The sequence below is a fragment of the Haloplanus sp. HW8-1 genome, assembly GCF_023703795.1.
Lineage (GTDB): Archaea > Halobacteriota > Halobacteria > Halobacteriales > Haloferacaceae > Haloplanus > Haloplanus pelagicus.
This window is the reverse complement of record NZ_CP098518.1, coordinates 3,030,602-3,047,603: the sequence shown is the minus strand read 5'-3', so window position 1 is coordinate 3,047,603 and position 17,002 is coordinate 3,030,602. Positions and strand designations below refer to the sequence as shown.

At 62.5% G+C, this 17,002-nt stretch carries 14 protein-coding genes, 2 tRNA genes and 3 rRNA genes; 10 read left to right on the top strand and 9 right to left on the bottom strand.

Features of this window, described 5'->3' with window-relative positions; translation table 11 throughout:
- The first annotated feature begins 59 nt into the window (after positions 1–59).
- On the top strand, positions 60–1,241 hold the full coding sequence (locus tag NBT82_RS15855; RefSeq protein WP_251329070.1) for a tubulin/FtsZ family protein: 1,182 nt from the start codon (positions 60–62) through the stop codon (positions 1,239–1,241).
- 47 nt (positions 1,242–1,288) lie between these two features.
- The gene (locus NBT82_RS15850; RefSeq protein ID WP_251329069.1) at positions 1,289–2,443 is read left to right on the top strand and encodes a tubulin/FtsZ family protein; all 1,155 of its coding nucleotides are present in this window, start codon (positions 1,289–1,291) and stop codon (positions 2,441–2,443) included.
- A 29-nt stretch (positions 2,444–2,472) separates the two neighbouring features.
- Here NBT82_RS15850 and NBT82_RS15845 read toward each other — a convergent pair whose 3' ends face one another.
- Positions 2,473–3,210: a hypothetical protein gene (locus tag NBT82_RS15845; protein WP_251329068.1), complete on the bottom strand. Its 738-nt coding sequence runs from the start codon at positions 3,208–3,210 to the stop codon at positions 2,473–2,475.
- A 509-nt stretch (positions 3,211–3,719) separates the two neighbouring features.
- Here NBT82_RS15845 and NBT82_RS15840 point away from each other — a divergent pair.
- From NBT82_RS15840 to NBT82_RS15830, 3 genes are all read left to right on the top strand, one after another.
- Entirely contained in the window at positions 3,720–4,520 is an 801-nt protein-coding gene (locus tag NBT82_RS15840) for an SWIM zinc finger family protein (protein WP_251329067.1), read from the top strand.
- Between the two features lie 135 nt (positions 4,521–4,655).
- Positions 4,656–5,258 (top strand): hypothetical protein, encoded by a 603-nt coding sequence (locus NBT82_RS15835; protein WP_251329066.1) that lies wholly within the window; start codon positions 4,656–4,658, stop codon positions 5,256–5,258.
- Positions 5,236–5,499, top strand: a complete 264-nt coding sequence (locus NBT82_RS15830; RefSeq protein ID WP_251329065.1) for a DUF8150 family protein — start codon at positions 5,236–5,238, stop codon at positions 5,497–5,499. Before NBT82_RS15835 ends, NBT82_RS15830 begins: the two co-directional genes overlap by 23 nt.
- Before the next feature lie 94 nt (positions 5,500–5,593).
- Here NBT82_RS15830 and NBT82_RS15825 read toward each other — a convergent pair.
- The 6 genes from NBT82_RS15825 to NBT82_RS15800 all read right to left on the bottom strand — a co-directional run bounded on the left by NBT82_RS15825 (position 5,594) and on the right by NBT82_RS15800 (position 11,820).
- A tRNA-Cys gene (locus NBT82_RS15825) sits at positions 5,594–5,669 on the bottom strand.
- Between the two features lie 109 nt (positions 5,670–5,778).
- Positions 5,779–5,900 (bottom strand): 5S ribosomal RNA (gene rrf / locus NBT82_RS15820).
- 121 nt (positions 5,901–6,021) lie between these two features.
- Positions 6,022–8,938: ribosomal RNA gene (locus NBT82_RS15815) — 23S ribosomal RNA — on the bottom strand.
- A 208-nt stretch (positions 8,939–9,146) separates the two neighbouring features.
- Positions 9,147–9,218 (bottom strand) — tRNA-Ala (locus NBT82_RS15810).
- Between the two features lie 137 nt (positions 9,219–9,355).
- Positions 9,356–10,825: ribosomal RNA gene (locus NBT82_RS15805) — 16S ribosomal RNA — on the bottom strand.
- The 16S, 23S and 5S rRNA genes sit together here with 2 tRNA genes alongside, the layout of an rRNA operon.
- A 683-nt stretch (positions 10,826–11,508) precedes the next feature.
- Positions 11,509–11,820: a non-histone chromosomal MC1 family protein gene (locus NBT82_RS15800; protein WP_251329064.1), complete on the bottom strand. Its 312-nt coding sequence runs from the start codon at positions 11,818–11,820 to the stop codon at positions 11,509–11,511.
- 190 nt (positions 11,821–12,010) lie between these two features.
- Between NBT82_RS15800 and NBT82_RS15795 the strand changes: the two genes are divergently transcribed.
- On the top strand, positions 12,011–12,208 hold the full coding sequence (locus tag NBT82_RS15795; protein ID WP_049937926.1) for a hypothetical protein: 198 nt from the start codon (positions 12,011–12,013) through the stop codon (positions 12,206–12,208).
- Positions 12,209–12,255: 47 nt separating this feature from the next.
- A complete protein-coding gene (locus tag NBT82_RS15790) occupies positions 12,256–13,314 on the top strand; it encodes a quinone-dependent dihydroorotate dehydrogenase (RefSeq protein ID WP_251329063.1) in 1,059 nt (352 codons plus the stop codon).
- A 65-nt stretch (positions 13,315–13,379) separates the two neighbouring features.
- Here the strand turns inward: NBT82_RS15790 and NBT82_RS15785 are convergent, their stop codons facing one another.
- Together NBT82_RS15785 and NBT82_RS15780 are read right to left on the bottom strand one after the other, a co-directional pair.
- On the bottom strand, positions 13,380–13,523 hold the full coding sequence (locus tag NBT82_RS15785) for a hypothetical protein (protein ID WP_251329062.1): 144 nt from the start codon (positions 13,521–13,523) through the stop codon (positions 13,380–13,382).
- 37 nt (positions 13,524–13,560) lie between these two features.
- Positions 13,561–16,161, bottom strand: a complete 2,601-nt coding sequence (locus NBT82_RS15780) for a valine--tRNA ligase (RefSeq protein ID WP_251329061.1) — start codon at positions 16,159–16,161, stop codon at positions 13,561–13,563.
- Between the two features lie 148 nt (positions 16,162–16,309).
- Here NBT82_RS15780 and NBT82_RS15775 point away from each other — a divergent pair, with 148 nt between their 5' ends.
- The 3 genes from NBT82_RS15775 to NBT82_RS15765 are packed head-to-tail and all read left to right on the top strand — an operon-like array spanning position 16,310 to position 16,936.
- Positions 16,310–16,546, top strand: coding sequence for an antitoxin VapB family protein (locus tag NBT82_RS15775; RefSeq protein WP_251329060.1), 237 nt, complete (start codon positions 16,310–16,312; stop codon positions 16,544–16,546).
- A gap of 34 nt (positions 16,547–16,580) precedes the next feature.
- Complete coding sequence (locus tag NBT82_RS15770; RefSeq protein ID WP_251331304.1) at positions 16,581–16,772, top strand: PIN domain-containing protein; 192 nt, start codon at positions 16,581–16,583, stop codon at positions 16,770–16,772.
- A complete protein-coding gene (locus tag NBT82_RS15765; RefSeq protein WP_251331377.1) occupies positions 16,733–16,936 on the top strand; it encodes a PIN domain-containing protein in 204 nt (67 codons plus the stop codon). The genes NBT82_RS15770 and NBT82_RS15765 overlap by 40 nt, the downstream gene beginning before the upstream one ends.
- Positions 16,937–17,002: the final 66 nt, after the last annotated feature.

Genomic DNA, 17,002 nt, shown 5'->3' with positions numbered 1-17,002 from the left:
CAGCGGCTGTCGAACCAAATTAACTATACCCCTCCGTACAGTCAACACGACCGACGGTTATGAAACTCGCTACAATCGGTGTCGGCAACGCCGGAAGCAAGGTCGTGGATCGGATGGTCGAGTTCGAATCCGAGACCAACCGGAACCTCTGTCGCCACGTCCATGCCATCAACACCGCCCGAACGGACCTCGCGAAGCCCGAATACATCCCCGAAGAGCAGCGCGTCCTGGTCGGCGATACGAATCAGAAATCGAAGGGCCACGGAGTGGGTGGAGACGTGGAGATCGGTGCCGAAGTCATGTCGGCGGATATCGACGAGATACGTCGTGCCTTCGACGACATCGAGATCCACAACGTCGATGCGATCCTCGTCGCCGCAGGCCTCGGTGGTGGTACCGGTAGCGGCGGCGGCCCGGTCGTCATCGATGCCCTCCAAGATATGTACGACGAACCGGTGTACGCCCTCGGAATCCTCCCCGGCGAGTACGAGGGGGGACGCCCGGCGCTGAACGCCGCCCGCTCCCTCCAGTCGTTCGTCAACAAGGTTGACAACTTCATCGGCTTCGACAACGACGCCTGGCGCGCCCGCGACCAGACGATCGAAGAAGGATACGAGGAGATGAACCGCGAGCTGGCAGCCCGGATCGTGACGCTGCTGGCGGCCGGTGAAACCGACGACACGGACGTCGCGGAGAACGCGATGGACTCGAGTGACATCATCCGAACGCTCGCCACCGACGGGGTGTCCTCGATCGGCTACGCCGCCACGGCGGTCGACGCACAGCCCGAAGGCCTGCTCGACAGGTGGGGCGGCAACGATGCCGACGACGACCCCCTCGACGACGCCAGCCAGGCGACGAAGATCAAGTCCCTCGTCCGGCGGGCGACCAACTCGCGGCTGACGCTGCCGTGTGAGGTGTCGAGCGCCGAGCGAGTGCTCGTCGTGCTTTCCGGACCGCCAGGCGAATTCTCCCGAAAGGGGATCGAGAGTGCCCGCCAGTGGCTCGAACAGGAAGCCGGAACGGTCGAAGTACTCGTCGGCGACGATCCACGGGAGAATTCATCACAGCTCGCGGCGGCCGTACTCCTCTCGAACGTCTCGGGCGCCTCCCGGATCGAGACGCTTCAGAACCAGGCCGTCGACGCGCAGGAACAGATCGCCGAACAGCAGGCGGCCCGCGAGCAAAAGATCAACGACCTGATCACCGACGAGAACGACGACCTCGACCCCGTCGTCTGAACCGTGTCTCGAACCGCACTCGCTCCGGCCCCGCAACGGGGGCAGCGATGAAACTCGCGCTGGTCGGCATCGGCGGTACCGGGAGCCGTCTCGTCGATACCATCCGCAGTATCGAGGCCGAGGGCGACCGACAACTGTGTTACGGGAACCTGATGACGGTCGATATCTCGCGCACGGTCGGCGACGAGTTCGATCACGTCCCCCAGGAACAACACGTGACGATCGGCGACACACACCGCGAGGTCGAGGACGGCGTCGACGGCGATCAGGATCTGGCGGTCGAGATCGCCCGTACCGACTTTCCCGAGATACACCGTGCCCTCGACTCGATCACCATGCGCAAACTGGACGGAATGCTGGTCGTGACGAGCCTCGGTGGGGGCACCGGGAGTGGCGCCGGCGCCGTACTCGTCGAGCGGCTACAGGAGATGTACGACAAGCCGGTGTACGTCCTCGGCGTCCTGCCGGGGGCGAACGACGGTGGCAAGGCGGCGTTGAACGCCGCTCGCTCGCTCCGGTCGATCGTGCCGGCGGCCGACAGCACCCTCCTGTTCGACAACGACCGATGGGTCGGCGCCGATGCCGACGCCGAGGCCGATGCCACCGAATATCCGTACGAGCCTGCGAACCGCGAACTGGCCGCCCGAGTCCTGAGGCTGTTTGCCAGGGACGACTCCGATCCCTCGTCGATCGGGGCGAACACCCTGGACTCCAGCGACATCATCCGTACGCTCTCGCCGGGTGGGGTCGCATCGGTCGGCTATGCCGCAACCGAACTCGAGGACGGCGGCGGATTTCTGTCGTGGCTCCGGTCGCTCCTCACCGGAAGCCGAGAAAACGAGACGGCAGACGATCGGACGGACGCCGAAAAGACCCAGAGCCTCGTCCGGCAATCGCTCAACTCACAGTTGACGCTCCCGTGTGAGGTATCAAGCGCCGAGCGAGTACTCGTCGTGCTGTCCGGTCCCCCGGATGAACTCTCCCGACGGGGCTTCGAAAGCGCCCGCCAGTGGCTCGAAGAGGAGACGGATACGGTCGAAGTACTCGCCGGCGACGACCCACGATCCGACTCGTCGACCGTCGCGGCCGTCGTGTTACTCGCCAACGTTACCGAGGTGCCTAGGATCGACGCGATACAGCAGCAGGCCGTCGAATACGAACGCGGTACTGGCGAACTTCGGGCACCCGAAGAGTCGAACTGATCGCCCGGCTCGTCGACGGCCGACCACCGTCACCCCCCATCGTCGTGGGGGCGGACCGCGTTCGCGAACGTGACGAGAAGGCCCAGTCCCCACCCGATCGGGACGGCAAGCCCGGACCACATCCCCACGAACGCGATGCCGGATAAGTCGAACTGCTGTCGAATGACGCCACTGAGATCGCCGACCACCAAGATATTGTCGAGGATCCACTCGGCCAACGACGTACTGCTCGGCAAGATGATCGCACCCAACGTGGGCGAAAAGAGTGCAGCCGTTACGGGCGGGAGAAAGATCGCTGCGACGGCGAACGGATACGCCGCGAGAAGCGTCACCCGCCGACCACCGGCACGGGTGGTTCCCCACGCGAGTCCGGCCGAGACCGTTGCGACCGCGCTTGCCGTGAGTACGGCCTTGAATCCGGCGGCCGGAAAACTCCCCCACGCCAGCGCCGTCAGCGCACTCCAGGCGACGGCCGCGGCAGCGACGATAGCGAGCAATCCCAGCCCTGTCGCGACGTGATTGAGCCGTCGAGTCACGTATCGAATCCAAAACCCAATGACTGCGAAGGGATACACGGCGACGATCAGCACGGTCCCCAGTACACTCCAGACCCAGAACGCGAGGCGATCTCGTGTCGTGCGGGGACGCCACTGATTTCGAACCGGGTGGTTGGCCGAGTGCATCGAGAACAGAAGCTCACGCCAGGCAGTTAGCAGCCGGAAGAAATCGGCTCTGACCGCAGCGACGAGTTCGGATTCCGTCTGCATCGGTCCAAGATAGTCAATCGGATGGTTAACAGTTTTTGTTCGGCCGCGTCGGTCTGCAGCCATCGCTCTATCCCTCGTGGGCATCGAATCCGGGGGACGGGAGCGACCGTCACGTGTCCCCCGTGTCTCGAAACGGTGAGCCGTACACGGGGTCACCACCGCCTGGGTACCGGTCGGCATCGGCCCGCGTTGTCGTACGAACCCACCCCAACGCTTCGGCCAGCGGTCGACGGCGTCGCCACTGACGGGACTGTCGACCGAGAGTCGCTGTGCAGTGCGTGAAATAGAAGTCCGGACCGAGAAAGCCAAGCGCCTGAGTTAAGGCAGTGTTTCATATAGTACGAGGCTGGAAACGAGGTGAATTTCGGGAGTAGTCGTATCTCAAGCCCGAATACGAGTCAACCCGAGAGCGCGGCACTACTAGTGCGGGGACGGCGGTTGATCGTGGTGGAGGCCATCCACACGACCAGGGAACAAAACGACCTCAGTTCCATAGTACGCCTTGACGGATGAACATCGACGAAACGACCATCCGAGATCTGTGTACTGATGCCGTGTTCGAGCGGGGGCAGAAGTACCGCAACGAGAGACGCATCCAGCGAATCGAACGATTCGACGACGTCGTCACCGCCGTCGTACAGGGATCGTCTCAATACGACGTGACCGTCGAGCTGGGAGACAAGACCATCGACGCCCGGTGTACGTGTCCCTACGATGATGCTGGCGAGTGCAAACACGTCGTCGCAGTGTTGCTGGACGTTGCCGCCGATCCACCCCGAGACGAGAGCGGACGTGTGGACTCAGTACTCCAAAACGTCTCGGCCGACGGTCTCCGGCCATTCCTACGCGACGTACTCGCCGAACGCCCGGATCTCCGTGATCAGTTCCTCGCACGCTTTGCCGACACCAGCAAATCCGTCGAAGAGTATCGCGCCGAAATCGAGCACCTGTTCGACCGGCACACACAGGACTATCCGGTCGTCACCGACGCCATCGACTTCTCGCATTTCTTCGAGTTGGCTGAGCAGTACCACGAGCGCGAGCGCTACCTGGAAGCCGCGGCCGTCTATCGCGCGCTGTTCGAGGAGATCGACGATAACGAAGTCCGCATCGACGCCGCATACGACCACTACGCCAAAGCCTTGGAGTTTGCCCTCGACGGATACGTCGAGTGCGTGCTCGCGGCCGATTCTGACCAAGACGAGTTCGAGAAGTATATCGGTGCGCTAGAAGATCAAGCGACGTCGGAGCAACCAGCGAACACCGAGCAGTTCTACCGAGCGATCGACGACCTCGAAGAGCGACGATGACGGTCCGGTCCCCCGCACGGGAAAAGATTCGGACGCTCTGCTCCGAACGATCCTTGGAGCAGGGAACCAAAGTCGGACTCGAGAGTTGACTAGAGACTCCCGACAATTTATGCGCCCACCTGCAAACGAACCTCTATGGGCGGTATCGAGCTACGGAACGGAACACTCATCGTCGAGCGTGAGCCAAATCGGCTCGACGAGTTGGCGATTGGGTTCTCCGAGATTCTCGGTCACTTTGACATCAAGCACGGTTACATCGCGGGATACGTTACCATCCTCGCTGGTCGGGCGCGCTCTACCGAAGACGTCGACGTCCTCATCGAACAGATCGACGAGGAGACCGCAGACGAACTCGCAGAGACGCTTGACGAGAAAGGGTTCTGGGGACCGGCAATGCCACTCACATCGATGTACGAGATGCTCGACAACGGGGATAACATCTGGGTCGCGCCAACGGATCAGATCACGCCGCACCTCGAAGTCAAGTTCGCGCGCGACGAGTTCGACCGCACGTCCCTCGAAAACGCTACAACGGCCCGAATCGGTGGAAAGACAATTCCGATAGGCCCCTTAGAGCTCCAGATCGCATACAAACTCTACCTCGGCGCGCAGAAGGACGTCGAGGATGCGGTCCACCTCTACGCCCTTTTCGAGGAAAGTCTTAGTGTCCCCCGCCTCGAAGAGTGGGTAACGCGACTCGACGTCGAAGCCGAATATGAGCGACTCAAACGCGCATGAGTGCCTCGATGCGAAGCACGAACGCAACCGTGAGCAGCGCATCGAAGGCATCAAGCGCTGGGTCGAATACATCGAGTCCGAACCCCCTGAGACGTGGGGACCACAGCAGAACGCAGTCGTCAACGACCAGCTCGATGCAGCCCAAAGCGTCCAGACGTCGGTTGCCCACCAGCAGCACGTAACGGATGTAGCGGCGGAGATCCTCGAAGCGAGCGACGAGTCCGACGACGATTCGGAGTAGTCGATCTCCTTCCTCTCGATAACCGTACATAGCGCCTCGAAATAAGGGGAGTTGCCAAGACGTAGTCGTCTTGGGCTTCAGGGAAAAGTGTGAGAGCCAAGGGCCGGATTTGAACCGGCGATGGGCGGCTCTGCAGGCCGCTGCGTTAGGCCGGACTCTGCCACCTTGGCGCAGTCGATAGTATCGGCGTCCGTCGCTTAAGCCTAGCGGTCGCTCCGTGTATATGGAAAGGGCGAGCGACGCGTCCGAACGCGTCGCTCGCCATCCGTAGTATGAGTAGTGAGGCGGCGAACCGAGACTCCCAGAGGGTCGCCCACTCCAGTACTGCTCGATACGCAGGCGGGCTTAACGTCCGTGTTCGGGATGGGTACGGGTGTGCCCCCGCCGCTCTGGCCGCCTTCATGCCGACCGACGGAATCGAACCGTCGTCACGCCAGCGTCGGTCTGACCGTATGTACGTGCGATCCAGTTTGCGCCTGGACCCGACAATCAAATCGAATCGGGTCACAGTGCGAACTCCAATGAATGTGGCTTGGACTGTTAGTGCTCGCGGGCTGAACGTCTCGTTGCCTCGACGCGTACACCCCGAGTCTATCTAACTCGTCTTCTACGAGTGTCCTCGGTGGTACCTCTTTTCCAGGTGGGTTTCGAGCTTAGATGCGTTCAGCTCTTACCCCGTGGTGCGTGGCTGCCCGGCAACTGCCTTCTCAGACAACCGGTACACCAGTGGCACCCAGGCGGAGTTCCTCTCGTACTATACGCCTGTTCCCGTCAGGTACCGTCAACACCCCCAATAGATAGCAGCCGACCTGTCTCACGACGGTCTAAACCCAGCTCACGACCTCCTTTAATAGGCGAACAACCTCACCCTTGCCCGCTTCTGCACGGGCAGGATGGAGGGAACCGACATCGAGGTAGCAAGCCACTCGGTCGATATGTGCTCTTGCGAGTGACGACTCTGTTATCCCTAAGGTAGCTTTTCTGTCATCCACGGGTCCCATGAATGAACCTCGTGGGTTCGCTAGACCACGCTTTCGCGTCAGCGATCCTCGTTGGGAAGATCACTGTCAGGCCTCCTTGTGCTCTTGCGCTCTCTTCCGGGTTTCCGACCCGGATGAGGAGACCATCGGGCGCGCTCGATATCTTTTCGAGCGCGTACCGCCCCAGTCAAACTGCCCGGCTACCGGTGTCCTCCGCCAGGAGTGAGAGTCGCAGTCACTACCGGGTAGTATTTCAATGCTGGCTCGGTGGCCCGCTAGCGCGGGTACCTGTGTACCGCCTCCTACCTATGCTGCACAGTAGCGACCACGTCTCAGCGACAGCCTGCAGTAAAGCTCTATAGGGTCTTCGCTTCCCCTTGGGGGTCTCCAGACTCCGCACTGGAACGTACAGTTCACCGGGCCCAGCGTTGGGACAGTGGCGCTCTCGTTGATCCATTCATGCAAGCCGCTACTGAAGCGGCAAGGTACTACGCTACCTTAAGAGGGTCATAGTTACCCCCGCCGTTGACGGGTCCTTCGTCCGATTGTACTCGGTGTTCAGATACCCGCACTGGGCAGGATTCAGTGACCGTACGAGTCCTTGCGGATTTGCGGTCACCTATGTTGTTACTAGACAGTCGGAGCGCCCGAGTCACTGCGACCTGCTCTTCCACAGAGCAGGCATCCCTTATTGCGAACGTACGGGACTAACTTGCCGAATTCCCTAACGCCGGTTGCTCCCGACGGGCCTTGGCTTTCGCTGCCAGAGCACCTGTGTCGGATCTCGGTACGAACACCACACTCGTCTTTTCACGGGCTCTAGGTACGACCGATTTACACTATCTCGAGAGTTGGCCGCTTCCTGCCATTACGGCTTCCACGGCGGTACTCGATTCGACCGGGCGAAAGCCCGGCTCGGTTGTCCCCAAAGCGTCGACTTTCAACGTGTGGTGGCACTGGAATATTAACCAGTTTCCCTGTTGTCTCGGTCGAGTTACGGCGAGACTTAGGATCGGCTAACCCTCGGCTGATTAGCAGTGCCGAGGAACCCTTGCTCGTAAGGCCGTCGGGTGTCACACCCGACTATCGCTGCTACTGTGACCAGGATTATCGTCACCACTCGGTCCATACGAAATCTCTCCCGTACTTCCGCCCGAGCGGAGTGCCAGCCTACGCGATTGTCCTGTGACGGACACGGGTAGGTCTCGGTGGTGGATTTGAGCCCCGATCATTTTGGGCGCCCCGAACCTCGGCCGGTAAGCTGTTACGCTTTTCTTAGAGGGTAGCTGCTTCTAAGCTCACCTCCCGGCTGTCTAGGGCTCGGGACCACCTTCGATCGCACTTAATCCACACTTGGGGACCTTAACCTACCGCTGGGTTGTCTCCCTTACGGTGCACAGGCTTACCCCGCACACCGGACTCCCTGCGTCTGTGGCGTCCGCAAGTTCGGAGTTCGACAGGATGGCCGACTCCTCTCGGAGGCGGGTCATCCAATCGGTCGCTCTACCTCGCGGACTACCTCAGCAGAGGTCATGCTTCGACATGTTTCGGCTGGAACCAGCTGTTGCCGGGTTCGATGGGCCTTTCACCCCTACGCATAGGTCACGGGAGGGTATTGTAGGACACCACCCCTAACGGGCCTCCACGTGCCTTTCGGTACGCTTCACCCTGCCCACGCGTAGATCACCCGGTTTCGGGTCGCACCCACTTGACTCCCCGCGCTTGAACACGGTGGCCCTGGTCCTAAGACTGCGGCCGTATCGGTTTCCCTGTGCCTTCCTCGATGGTCGAGTTAGGCTCGCCAAGCAAGTGCACTCCCTGGTTCGTTTTTCAAAACGCACGACGGAACATCGGCTTCCTTCGAGTCCTACTGGTGGGTCGCCCCACGGTCGTTTATCGAAGGACCTTGTATGCCCCGTCGCTCGATCGCCAACTGAGTTCAGGCTCTATTGCAGTTCCCTTCTCGGGATACTTTTCAGCGTTCGCTCACGCTACTTGTTCGCTATCGGTCTCGAGGAGTGTTTAGTCTTCCCGGTTGATGCCCGGGACGTTCACGAGGAATATCCAATCCCCGCTACTCTTGAACTGACTCGCGTCGTACTGTGTCCCGATACGGGGCTGTCACCCTGTATCGCGCTCCGTTTCAGGAGACTTCTCGGGACGGGTCGGACGGTGATCGTCAGTCGACACCACATGTCTCGTGAGAGATTCGGTTTGGACTGGCCCGCGTTCACTCGCGGTTACTAACGGGATCGCGGTTTGCGTTCTGTTCCTGCTCCTACTGAGATGTTTCAATTCGGAGCGTTCCCCATTGCGCGAGGCAATTGCGAGGGGATTCCCATTCGGAGATCCTCAGTTCTTTCCTTCCATGCAGGTCCCTGAGGCTTATCGCAGCTTGGCACGTCCGTCATCGGCTCTCGAGCCGAGCCATTCACCAGCTGGCACAGTAGCCAGATTGATCGTTGTCACACTAGTGACCCGGTTTGACTGTCGGGTCCAGTGGACGCCTGGATCGCACGTACACACGGTCTCATTACGCTCTCGTGGATGCGAGCGCGTTCGACCCTTCCCAGCCGCGCTTTCGCGGGCTGGTGCATCGGTCTTGCGTAACCCAACCCAACGCCGTCTCGCACTTAAGGCGTGCGATTCGGCGCGGGTGGGTTGGCATGGACCCACTGGGATTCGAACCCAGGGCATCCTCCTTGCAAAGGAGGCACTCTACCGCTGAGCTATGGGCCCGCTTCCACCACAGGGCGGAAGCGTTGGCGTAGTGGTGTGAGCCGTGGTGGTTCTACGGTGCCCGATCGGTGCGGTGGGCGAACCGTGGACGGCAGTGGCCGTGTGGTGGGCCTCCCGTGAAGGAGGTCCCGGTCAGTAGGAGGTGATCCAGCCGCAGATTCCCCTACGGCTACCTTGTTACGACTTAAGCCCCCTTGCGGAGCCCAGATTCGACCGTCGTGCGACGGCCTCATCCGGACCCCACTCGGGTGCTTTGACGGGCGGTGTGTGCAAGGAGCAGGGACGTATTCACCGCGCGCTGCTGACACGCGATTACTACCGAATCCAGCTTCATGAGGGCGGGTTTCAGCCCTCAATCCGAACTACGACCAAGTTTAGGAGATTACCGTCCTCTTTCGAGGTTGGAACCCATTGTCTTGGCCATTGTAGCCCGCGTGTAGCCCAGCACATTCGGGGCATACTGACCTACCGTTGCCCGTTCCTTCCTCCGTGTTGGCCACGGCAGTCCTCCTAATGTACCCACCCGGCCGAAGCCGGTGCTGGCAATTAGGAGTGCGGGTCTCGCTCGTTGCCTGACTTAACAGGACGCCTCACGGTACGAGCTGACGGCGGCCATGCACCTCCTCTCAGCAGCTCTGACAAGGTCATCAACCTGATCGTCATTGTTGCTGTCGATGCTGGTGAGATGTCCGGCGTTGAGTCCAATTAAACCGCAGGCTCCTCCGGTTGTAGTGCTCCCCCGCCAATTCCTTTAAGTTTCATCCTTGCGGACGTACTTCCCAGGCGGTCTGCTTAGCGGCTTCCCTACGGCACAACACCCACTCGTAGTGGGAGTCACACCTAGCAGACATCGTTTACGGCCAGGACTACCCGGGTATCTAATCCGGTTCGAGACCCTGGCTTTCGTCCCTCACCGTCGGATCCGTCTTCCCGAAGTGCTTTCGCCATCGGCGGTCCGTCCAGGATTACGGGATTTCACTCCTACCCAAGACGTACCCTTCGGGTCTTCCGGTCCCAAGCCACACAGTTTTCACCGGACGCCCGCCAGTTGGGCTGGCGGATTTCCCGATGAACTTGCGTGGCCGGCTACGAACGCTTTAGGCCCAATAAGATCGGCCATCACTCGAGCTGCCGGTATTACCGCGGCGGCTGGCACCGGTCTTGCCCAGCTCTTATTCCAGTACCTCCCTACGGTACTGAAAAGCGAGGACTATATGCCCTCGCACTCGGGGTCCCCTTATCGCACTTGCGTGCAGTGTAAAGGTTTCGCGCCTGCTGCGCCCCGTAGGGCCCGGAATCTTGTCTCAGATTCCGTCTCCGGGTTCTTGCTCTCACAACCCGTACCGATTATCGGCACGGTGGGCCGTTACCCCACCGTCTACCTAATCGGCCGCAGCCACGTCCTTCAGCGCGTAAGCTTTGCGCGTCTCGGTATTCCAACGTGAGACGGGGATGAGCTATTAGCCTCAGTTTCCCGAGGTTATCGCTCGCTGGAGGGTGGTTTGGCCACGTGTTACGGAGCTATTCGCTACGAGTCTGAACTCGTGCAACTAGCATGGCTAAATCGGACCCCGATAGCAATGGCCTCCGGCAGGATCAACCGGAATGGGCTCACTCTTGCGAGTGAGGGGTGGCGGGGAGATTGTCTCTCTCTGAGAGACAGTCTCCGCGTCGTATAGACCACTGAGGTCCGTGGTTCGAGTCACCGCGCCGACCGGGTGACACCGAACCACCAAGGCTCACATCAGATCCCGGCTTACGGCGGACCGCAGGGGTGGGATCCTCATGTTTCGTCCGGACCTGAACCGAGGAGGGCAACCCACATAAGCCCGTTGATCGGGCGTGGAATCACCCCGGTCGGCGTGACCGGTCCGGGGAGGCCGAGGGCACCGTCGCCCTCGCCCTTCGCATTACCACCGAGCCCCCTTATACACTTAAGGGCGTCGGAAGCGTTCCGCCGCCGGCCGTCGATCGTGAGTCGTCCGGATCGTGTCCGGTCGACGGATCGGGGCCGACGACGCGCGTACTACTGCGGAGGACGGTGGTATAAATAAGGCCGTCGAAATGACCGCGCATCGTCACTCGTTTCCACGGGTGTGCGTCACGCTCCGGTGATAAGCGAGAGGACGGTGTCCGCGGTGACGGATATTGCGCGGCTGGAGGCCGGTCGGTCATCCCTCGCTCGTACGAGCGGTCCCACCGGGGAGCGGCCGCGCGCACGGAGGTGATCGGCGGACCGACAAAGCCCTGTCGGCACTGGTCGGTGGGGCACCGCGACGCCCCCCACTCGTCACTCGTCGAGGTGTTCGATTCCCTTCTTCGAGACGTTGCCCTTCGTGATACGGTCGCCCATCCAGTCGGGTTTGTCGCCCGGTGCCTCCTGCTCCCACGCCCACGCGTCGAAGATGTGGACCTTGTCGGTCCCTTTCTCCCGAAGACGGATCTCCGTAGGGTCGGCTTCGGCGTCGTCCTCCGACTCCGCTGGGGAAAGTCGCCGTGCCGCCTTCAGTGCGGCCTGTCGGGGCATGTTCCCCGAGAACACGCTGTCCTCCTCGCCGTCCTCACGCATCACGAAGTTCCGCTTACCGTCCTCTCGTACCATGATTTTGCACCTCTATGGGAATCGAGCACATGCCACAACATAAATATATCGGCAAAGCGAGGGCTCGTCGGGGAAAAACACGTATAAATCCTGGCGGGAAGCGGGGTGTGTCGGCGACGTTCGATCCACGGACCCTGGAGTAGACAACACTTATGTGTGTCCTGTGGCGAAAGGGGGCTAGACAGCCCCGATGGTCCGGAAAAAGAAGCTCAGTCCAAGCGGCGCCAAGGACGAAAACGGCGAATACCACAACGTCCACGTCAACCTGCACGAAGACGAACTCGCCGTGGCGGGGATGGACATCGGCGACGAGGTGTTCGTCCGCGTGCGCGACGGGAAGATCATCATCCAGAAAGCCGATCCGGACGACGTCGAACACGACTTCTGAGCACCGATGATCGTTCGCGATCCCGGCAGCGAGCGGGCAAGACGGCCATGAAGGGCTACGACCTGTGCAAACCGTTGCTGTTCGCCCTACCGGCCGAGACGGCCCACCGCGCCACGCACCGACTGCTCCGGACCGTCCAGGGGACGACAATCGAGGACCGACTTCGTGACCGCTATGTCGTCGACGACGACCGACTGGAGACGGAGGCGTTCGGCCTCACCTTCGACAGTCCCGTCGGCGTCGCCGCCGGCTTCGACAAGAACGCCGAACTCCCGTCGATCCTGACGGCGCTCGGGTTCGGCCACGTCGAGGTGGGTGGCGTCACCGCCGAGCGCCAGTCCGGGAACCCCCGGCCGCGGCTCTTCCGACTCCCCGAGGACGGCGCGTTGATCAACCGCATGGGCTTCAACAACGAGGGCGCCGACCGGATCGGCGCCAGACTCGACGAGGCGGCTCTCCCCGAGGCCCCGGTCGGGGTGAACATCGGGAAGTCGAAGACGACGCCGCTCGACGAGGCGGCGGACGACTACCGGTACACCTACGAGCGTGTCGCCGACGCCGGCGACTACTTCGTCGTCAACGTCTCCAGTCCGAACACACCGGGGCTGCGTGATCTGCAACACCGCGAGTCGCTCGAACGCATCCTCGGGGGACTCGTCGACGCGGGCGCGGAGCCGTTGTTGGTGAAACTCTCTCCCGACCTGGCCGCCCCGGCCATCGACGAGGCACTCGCCGTCGTCGACGACCTAGATCTGTCGGGTGTCATCGCGACCAACACGACCGTCGAGCGCCCGCCCGACCTGCGGCATCCGAACCGGGCCGAGCGGGGCGGGCTCTCGGGCAAACCCATCGAGGAGCGGGCGACGGGGACGATCCGCTTCATCGCCGAGCGAACCGACGTGCCGATCGTCGGCGTCGGCGGGATCACCGACGCGAGGGGCGCCTACCGGAAGATCCGTGCCGGGGCGAGCGTCGTCCAACTGTACACCGGGCTGGTGTACGAGGGACCGGGGCTCGCCCGCGACATCAACCGCGGGCTACTCGAACTGCTGGAGCGGGACGGCTTCGACTCCGTCGCCGAGGCGGTCGGCGTCGACGTCGAGTAGACGACGACCGTGTCTAGACCGACGCCGTACTCGCGCCCACTGCGGGTACTGGTCGGTCGGTTTTCTCACCCACTGGCGACGGTGTCGTCGCTGTTGGCGACGACGTACAGGAGCGTGATTCGGTCCTCGAGACAGGTCGGCCAGGCGGAACCGGGCGTTGCTCCAACGGGGTCCGAGTCGTCGAACGGAACGAGTAGACGCCGAGTCACACGACACGTCGTGTGAGAGACTGAGCGGGCTCCAGGGTTAGTTCCGGACGATGACGACCGTCTCGCCCGCCTCGATCATCTCCCCCTCGCCAGCGTAGCGTCGTTCTTCCTCCAGTTCGAACATCTCGGGGTCGAGTTCGACGTCGGCGACGTGGAGATGATCGCCGACGACCTCGTAGGCTCCGTTCGCGATGGCGTCTTCGATGGCCGACACCCGCCCACCGTACTCGGGGCCGACGAGCGAGTAGTCGAGGTCGACGCCCGTCACCACGGACTCGACCGGCGGTTCCTCGTCGACCGATTCCAGGTCGCCGACGTGCATCACGCGCTCGATGTCCTCGGCGAAGGCCGCGACGTCGCCGTACACCCGCACCGCGTCTAGGTCGGCGTTCATCGACAGTTCGTGGTCGGTCTTGTACTTCCGGAGGGCGCCGACGACCGCCATCGCCCGCTCGCCGGCCGCGAGGTCCGCCTCGACGCCGAGTGGCTCGGGCCAGTCGGTCGTGTGGACGCTCCCACCGCTGTACATGTCCCGCCAGAGTTCCTCGGTGACGTGTGCGAGGATGGGCGCGAACAGCTTGCAGAACCGCCGGTGGGCGGTCTGGAGCGTGTAGGCGGCGGAGCGATCGTCGCCGTCTCGGAGGCGCTGTTTGGCGATTTCGAGGTAGTCGTCACAGAACGTATGCCAGAAAAAGGAACGGAGGCTGTCGCGTGCCTTCGAGAACTCACGGCGCTCGAAGTGGCCGGTGACCGTCTCGATCCGGTCGTCGAGTTCCGCGAGCATCCAGCGGTCGATCTCGCGGAGATCCGGCCGTGGGGGGCGCTTCTCGGGCGTCAGATCGTCGACGAGCTTCGACGCGTTCCATAGTTTGCGCAGCAGGCGTTCGCCCGCCCGCAGCCCCTTCTCTTTGTAGGGGAGGTCGTCGCCGACGGCGCTGCCGGCGGCCCAGTAGCGCGCGGCGTCGACGGGGTACTCCGCCAGCACTTCGTCCGGCGAGACGATGTTCCCCAGGGATTTCGACATCTTCACGCGGTTCTCGTCGAGCACCATCCCGTTGATCATCACGCTCTCGAATGGGACCTCGCCGGTGTGCTCGTAACACTTCACGACGGTGTGGAACAGCCAGAAGGAGATGATGTCGTGGCCCTGCGGGCGCATGTTCATCCGGTAGAGCTCCGGGCGCTGGATCTCCATCTCCTCGGTCTCCGGGTTCCAGTCCCAGCCAGCGTTGATCAGCGGCGTCAGCGACGAGGTGGCCCAGGTGTCGAAGACGTCGTCCTCGGGAACGAGTTCGTCGTGGTCACACTCCGGGCAGTGGTCCACGGGCGGGTCGTCCGAGAGGGGGTCGACCGGCAACTGCTCGCGGTCGGCGATGATCTCCGTATCGCAGTCGCCACAGTACCAGACCGGGAACGGGATGCCCGACGAGCGCTGTCGGGAGATGGCCCAGTCCCACTGGAGTCCCTCGATCCAGTTTTTGTACCGCGTGAACATCTTGTCGGGGAACCACTCCATCGACCGGCCCGCCTCCAGATACTCCTCGGTCTTGTCGAGGAGTTTGACGTACCACTGCTCGGTCACCAGGAACTCGACTTCCGTGTCACACCGCTCGTGGACGTTGACCACGTGGGTGATGGGCCGACGGTCCAGAAGCGCCTCGGCGTCGTCGAGGTCGGCGACGATGGCCTCGCGGGCCTCGTCGGCCGACAGCCCCTCGTACTCGTCGGCCACGTCGGTCATCGTCCCCGACTCGTCGATGGCGATGCGAAGCGGCAGGTCGTGGGCCTGGTACCACTCGATGTCGGTCTGGTCGCCGAAGGTACAGCACATCACGATACCCGACCCGGTCTCCATGTCGACGCGTTCGTCCTCGATGATGGGGACGGTCTGGCCGAAGAGGGGAATCTCGGCCTCTTCGCCCACGAGAGAGGCGTTCTCGTCGTCGTCGGGATGGACGAACACGGCCACGCAGGCCGGCAGGAGTTCCGGCCGCGTCGTCGAGATGGTGAAGGTGTCGTCGCTCCCCACCACCTCGAAGGCGATGTCGTGGAAGTGCGAATCCTGCTCTGAGTCCTCCATCTCCACCTGCGAGATGGCGGTCTCACAGTCGGGACACCAGATGGCGGGCGCGCGCTGGCGGTACTCACGGCCCTGCTCGTAGAGGTCGATGAAGGAGAGTTGCGAGATGCGCTGGACCCGCGGTTCGATGGTCCGGTAGGTTTCGTCCCAGTCGATGGAGATGCCGAGCGCCTGCATCTTCTCGGTGAAGTCCGCCTCGTATTTCGCACAGACCCCGCGGCACATCTCCTGAAACACGTCGCGGTCGTACTCCTGGTGTTGGACGTCGAGTTCGTCCTCCGTGAGTCGCTCGGAGGCGATGCCGTTGTCGTCGTAGCCGAACGGGAAGAACACGTCTCCCCCCTGCATCCGGTTGTACCGGGCGACGAAGTCCTGCAGGGTGAACCCGTAGACGTGCCCCCAGTGGAGGCTGCCCGACACCGTCGGCGGCGGCGAGTCGATGGAGAAGACGGTATCCGGATCTACCGCGCCGTCCCCGTAGGCGTAGAGGTCCTCCTCGACCCACCGCTCCTGCCACTGTCGTTCGACCGTCTCCGGGTCGTATTCTCCGCTCGGCATTGCTCGCGTGGGGCTACCGGAGCGGCCGGTGTTAAACGCCTCGGTTGGGGTCGCAAGCCGGACGATTAGTTCGTATACCGGACGGGCGAGTCGGGGAGGACGCCGGCCGGGAAAAGCGCTTTTGCAACGTGCATACAACCGTATGCACATGTCGAAGAGCATCCGTCTCTCCGAAGACGCCTACGAACGTCTCGCCGCGCACAAACGCGACGACGAGACGTTCTCGGAGGTCGTCCTCAGGCTGGCCGGCGAGCGGTCGCTGCTGGACCTCGCCGGAATCCTCGACGACGACGAGGCCGACGCACTCCGGGGAGCCGTCGACGAGCGCCGAGCGCGACGCCACGAGGAGTTAGAAGGGGTCGCCGACCGACTGCGTGGGCCATAGCGTGCTCCTCGACACGTCGTTTCTGATCGACTTGATGGACGGTGACGGCGGAGCCGTGGAGAAAGCACGGGAACTGGAGGCGAACCTCGTTCAGCAACGCGTCTCGGCGATGACGCTGTTCGAGTTACAGCACGGGTTGCACGCTCGAAGCAGTCGGAGACGGAGCGCGAGACGGTCGAGAACGTCTTGGCCTCGAAGCCGATTCATCCCGCCGACACCGCAGTGATGCGGAAGGCCGGCCGCCTGTCGGGCGAGCTAGCGAACGAGGGGGACGCCGTCGCCGACGGGGACGTGATCATCGGAGCGACCGCGGAGATCGTCGCTGAGCCGGTTCTCACACGGAACGTGGCGGATTTCGAGCGGTTCGGCGTCGATATCGAGACCTACTGACGCGGAGCGGCGACGCCGACTACGCCAGCGCGTCCGTCGGAACTCGAAGGCCGCACACCCCACCTT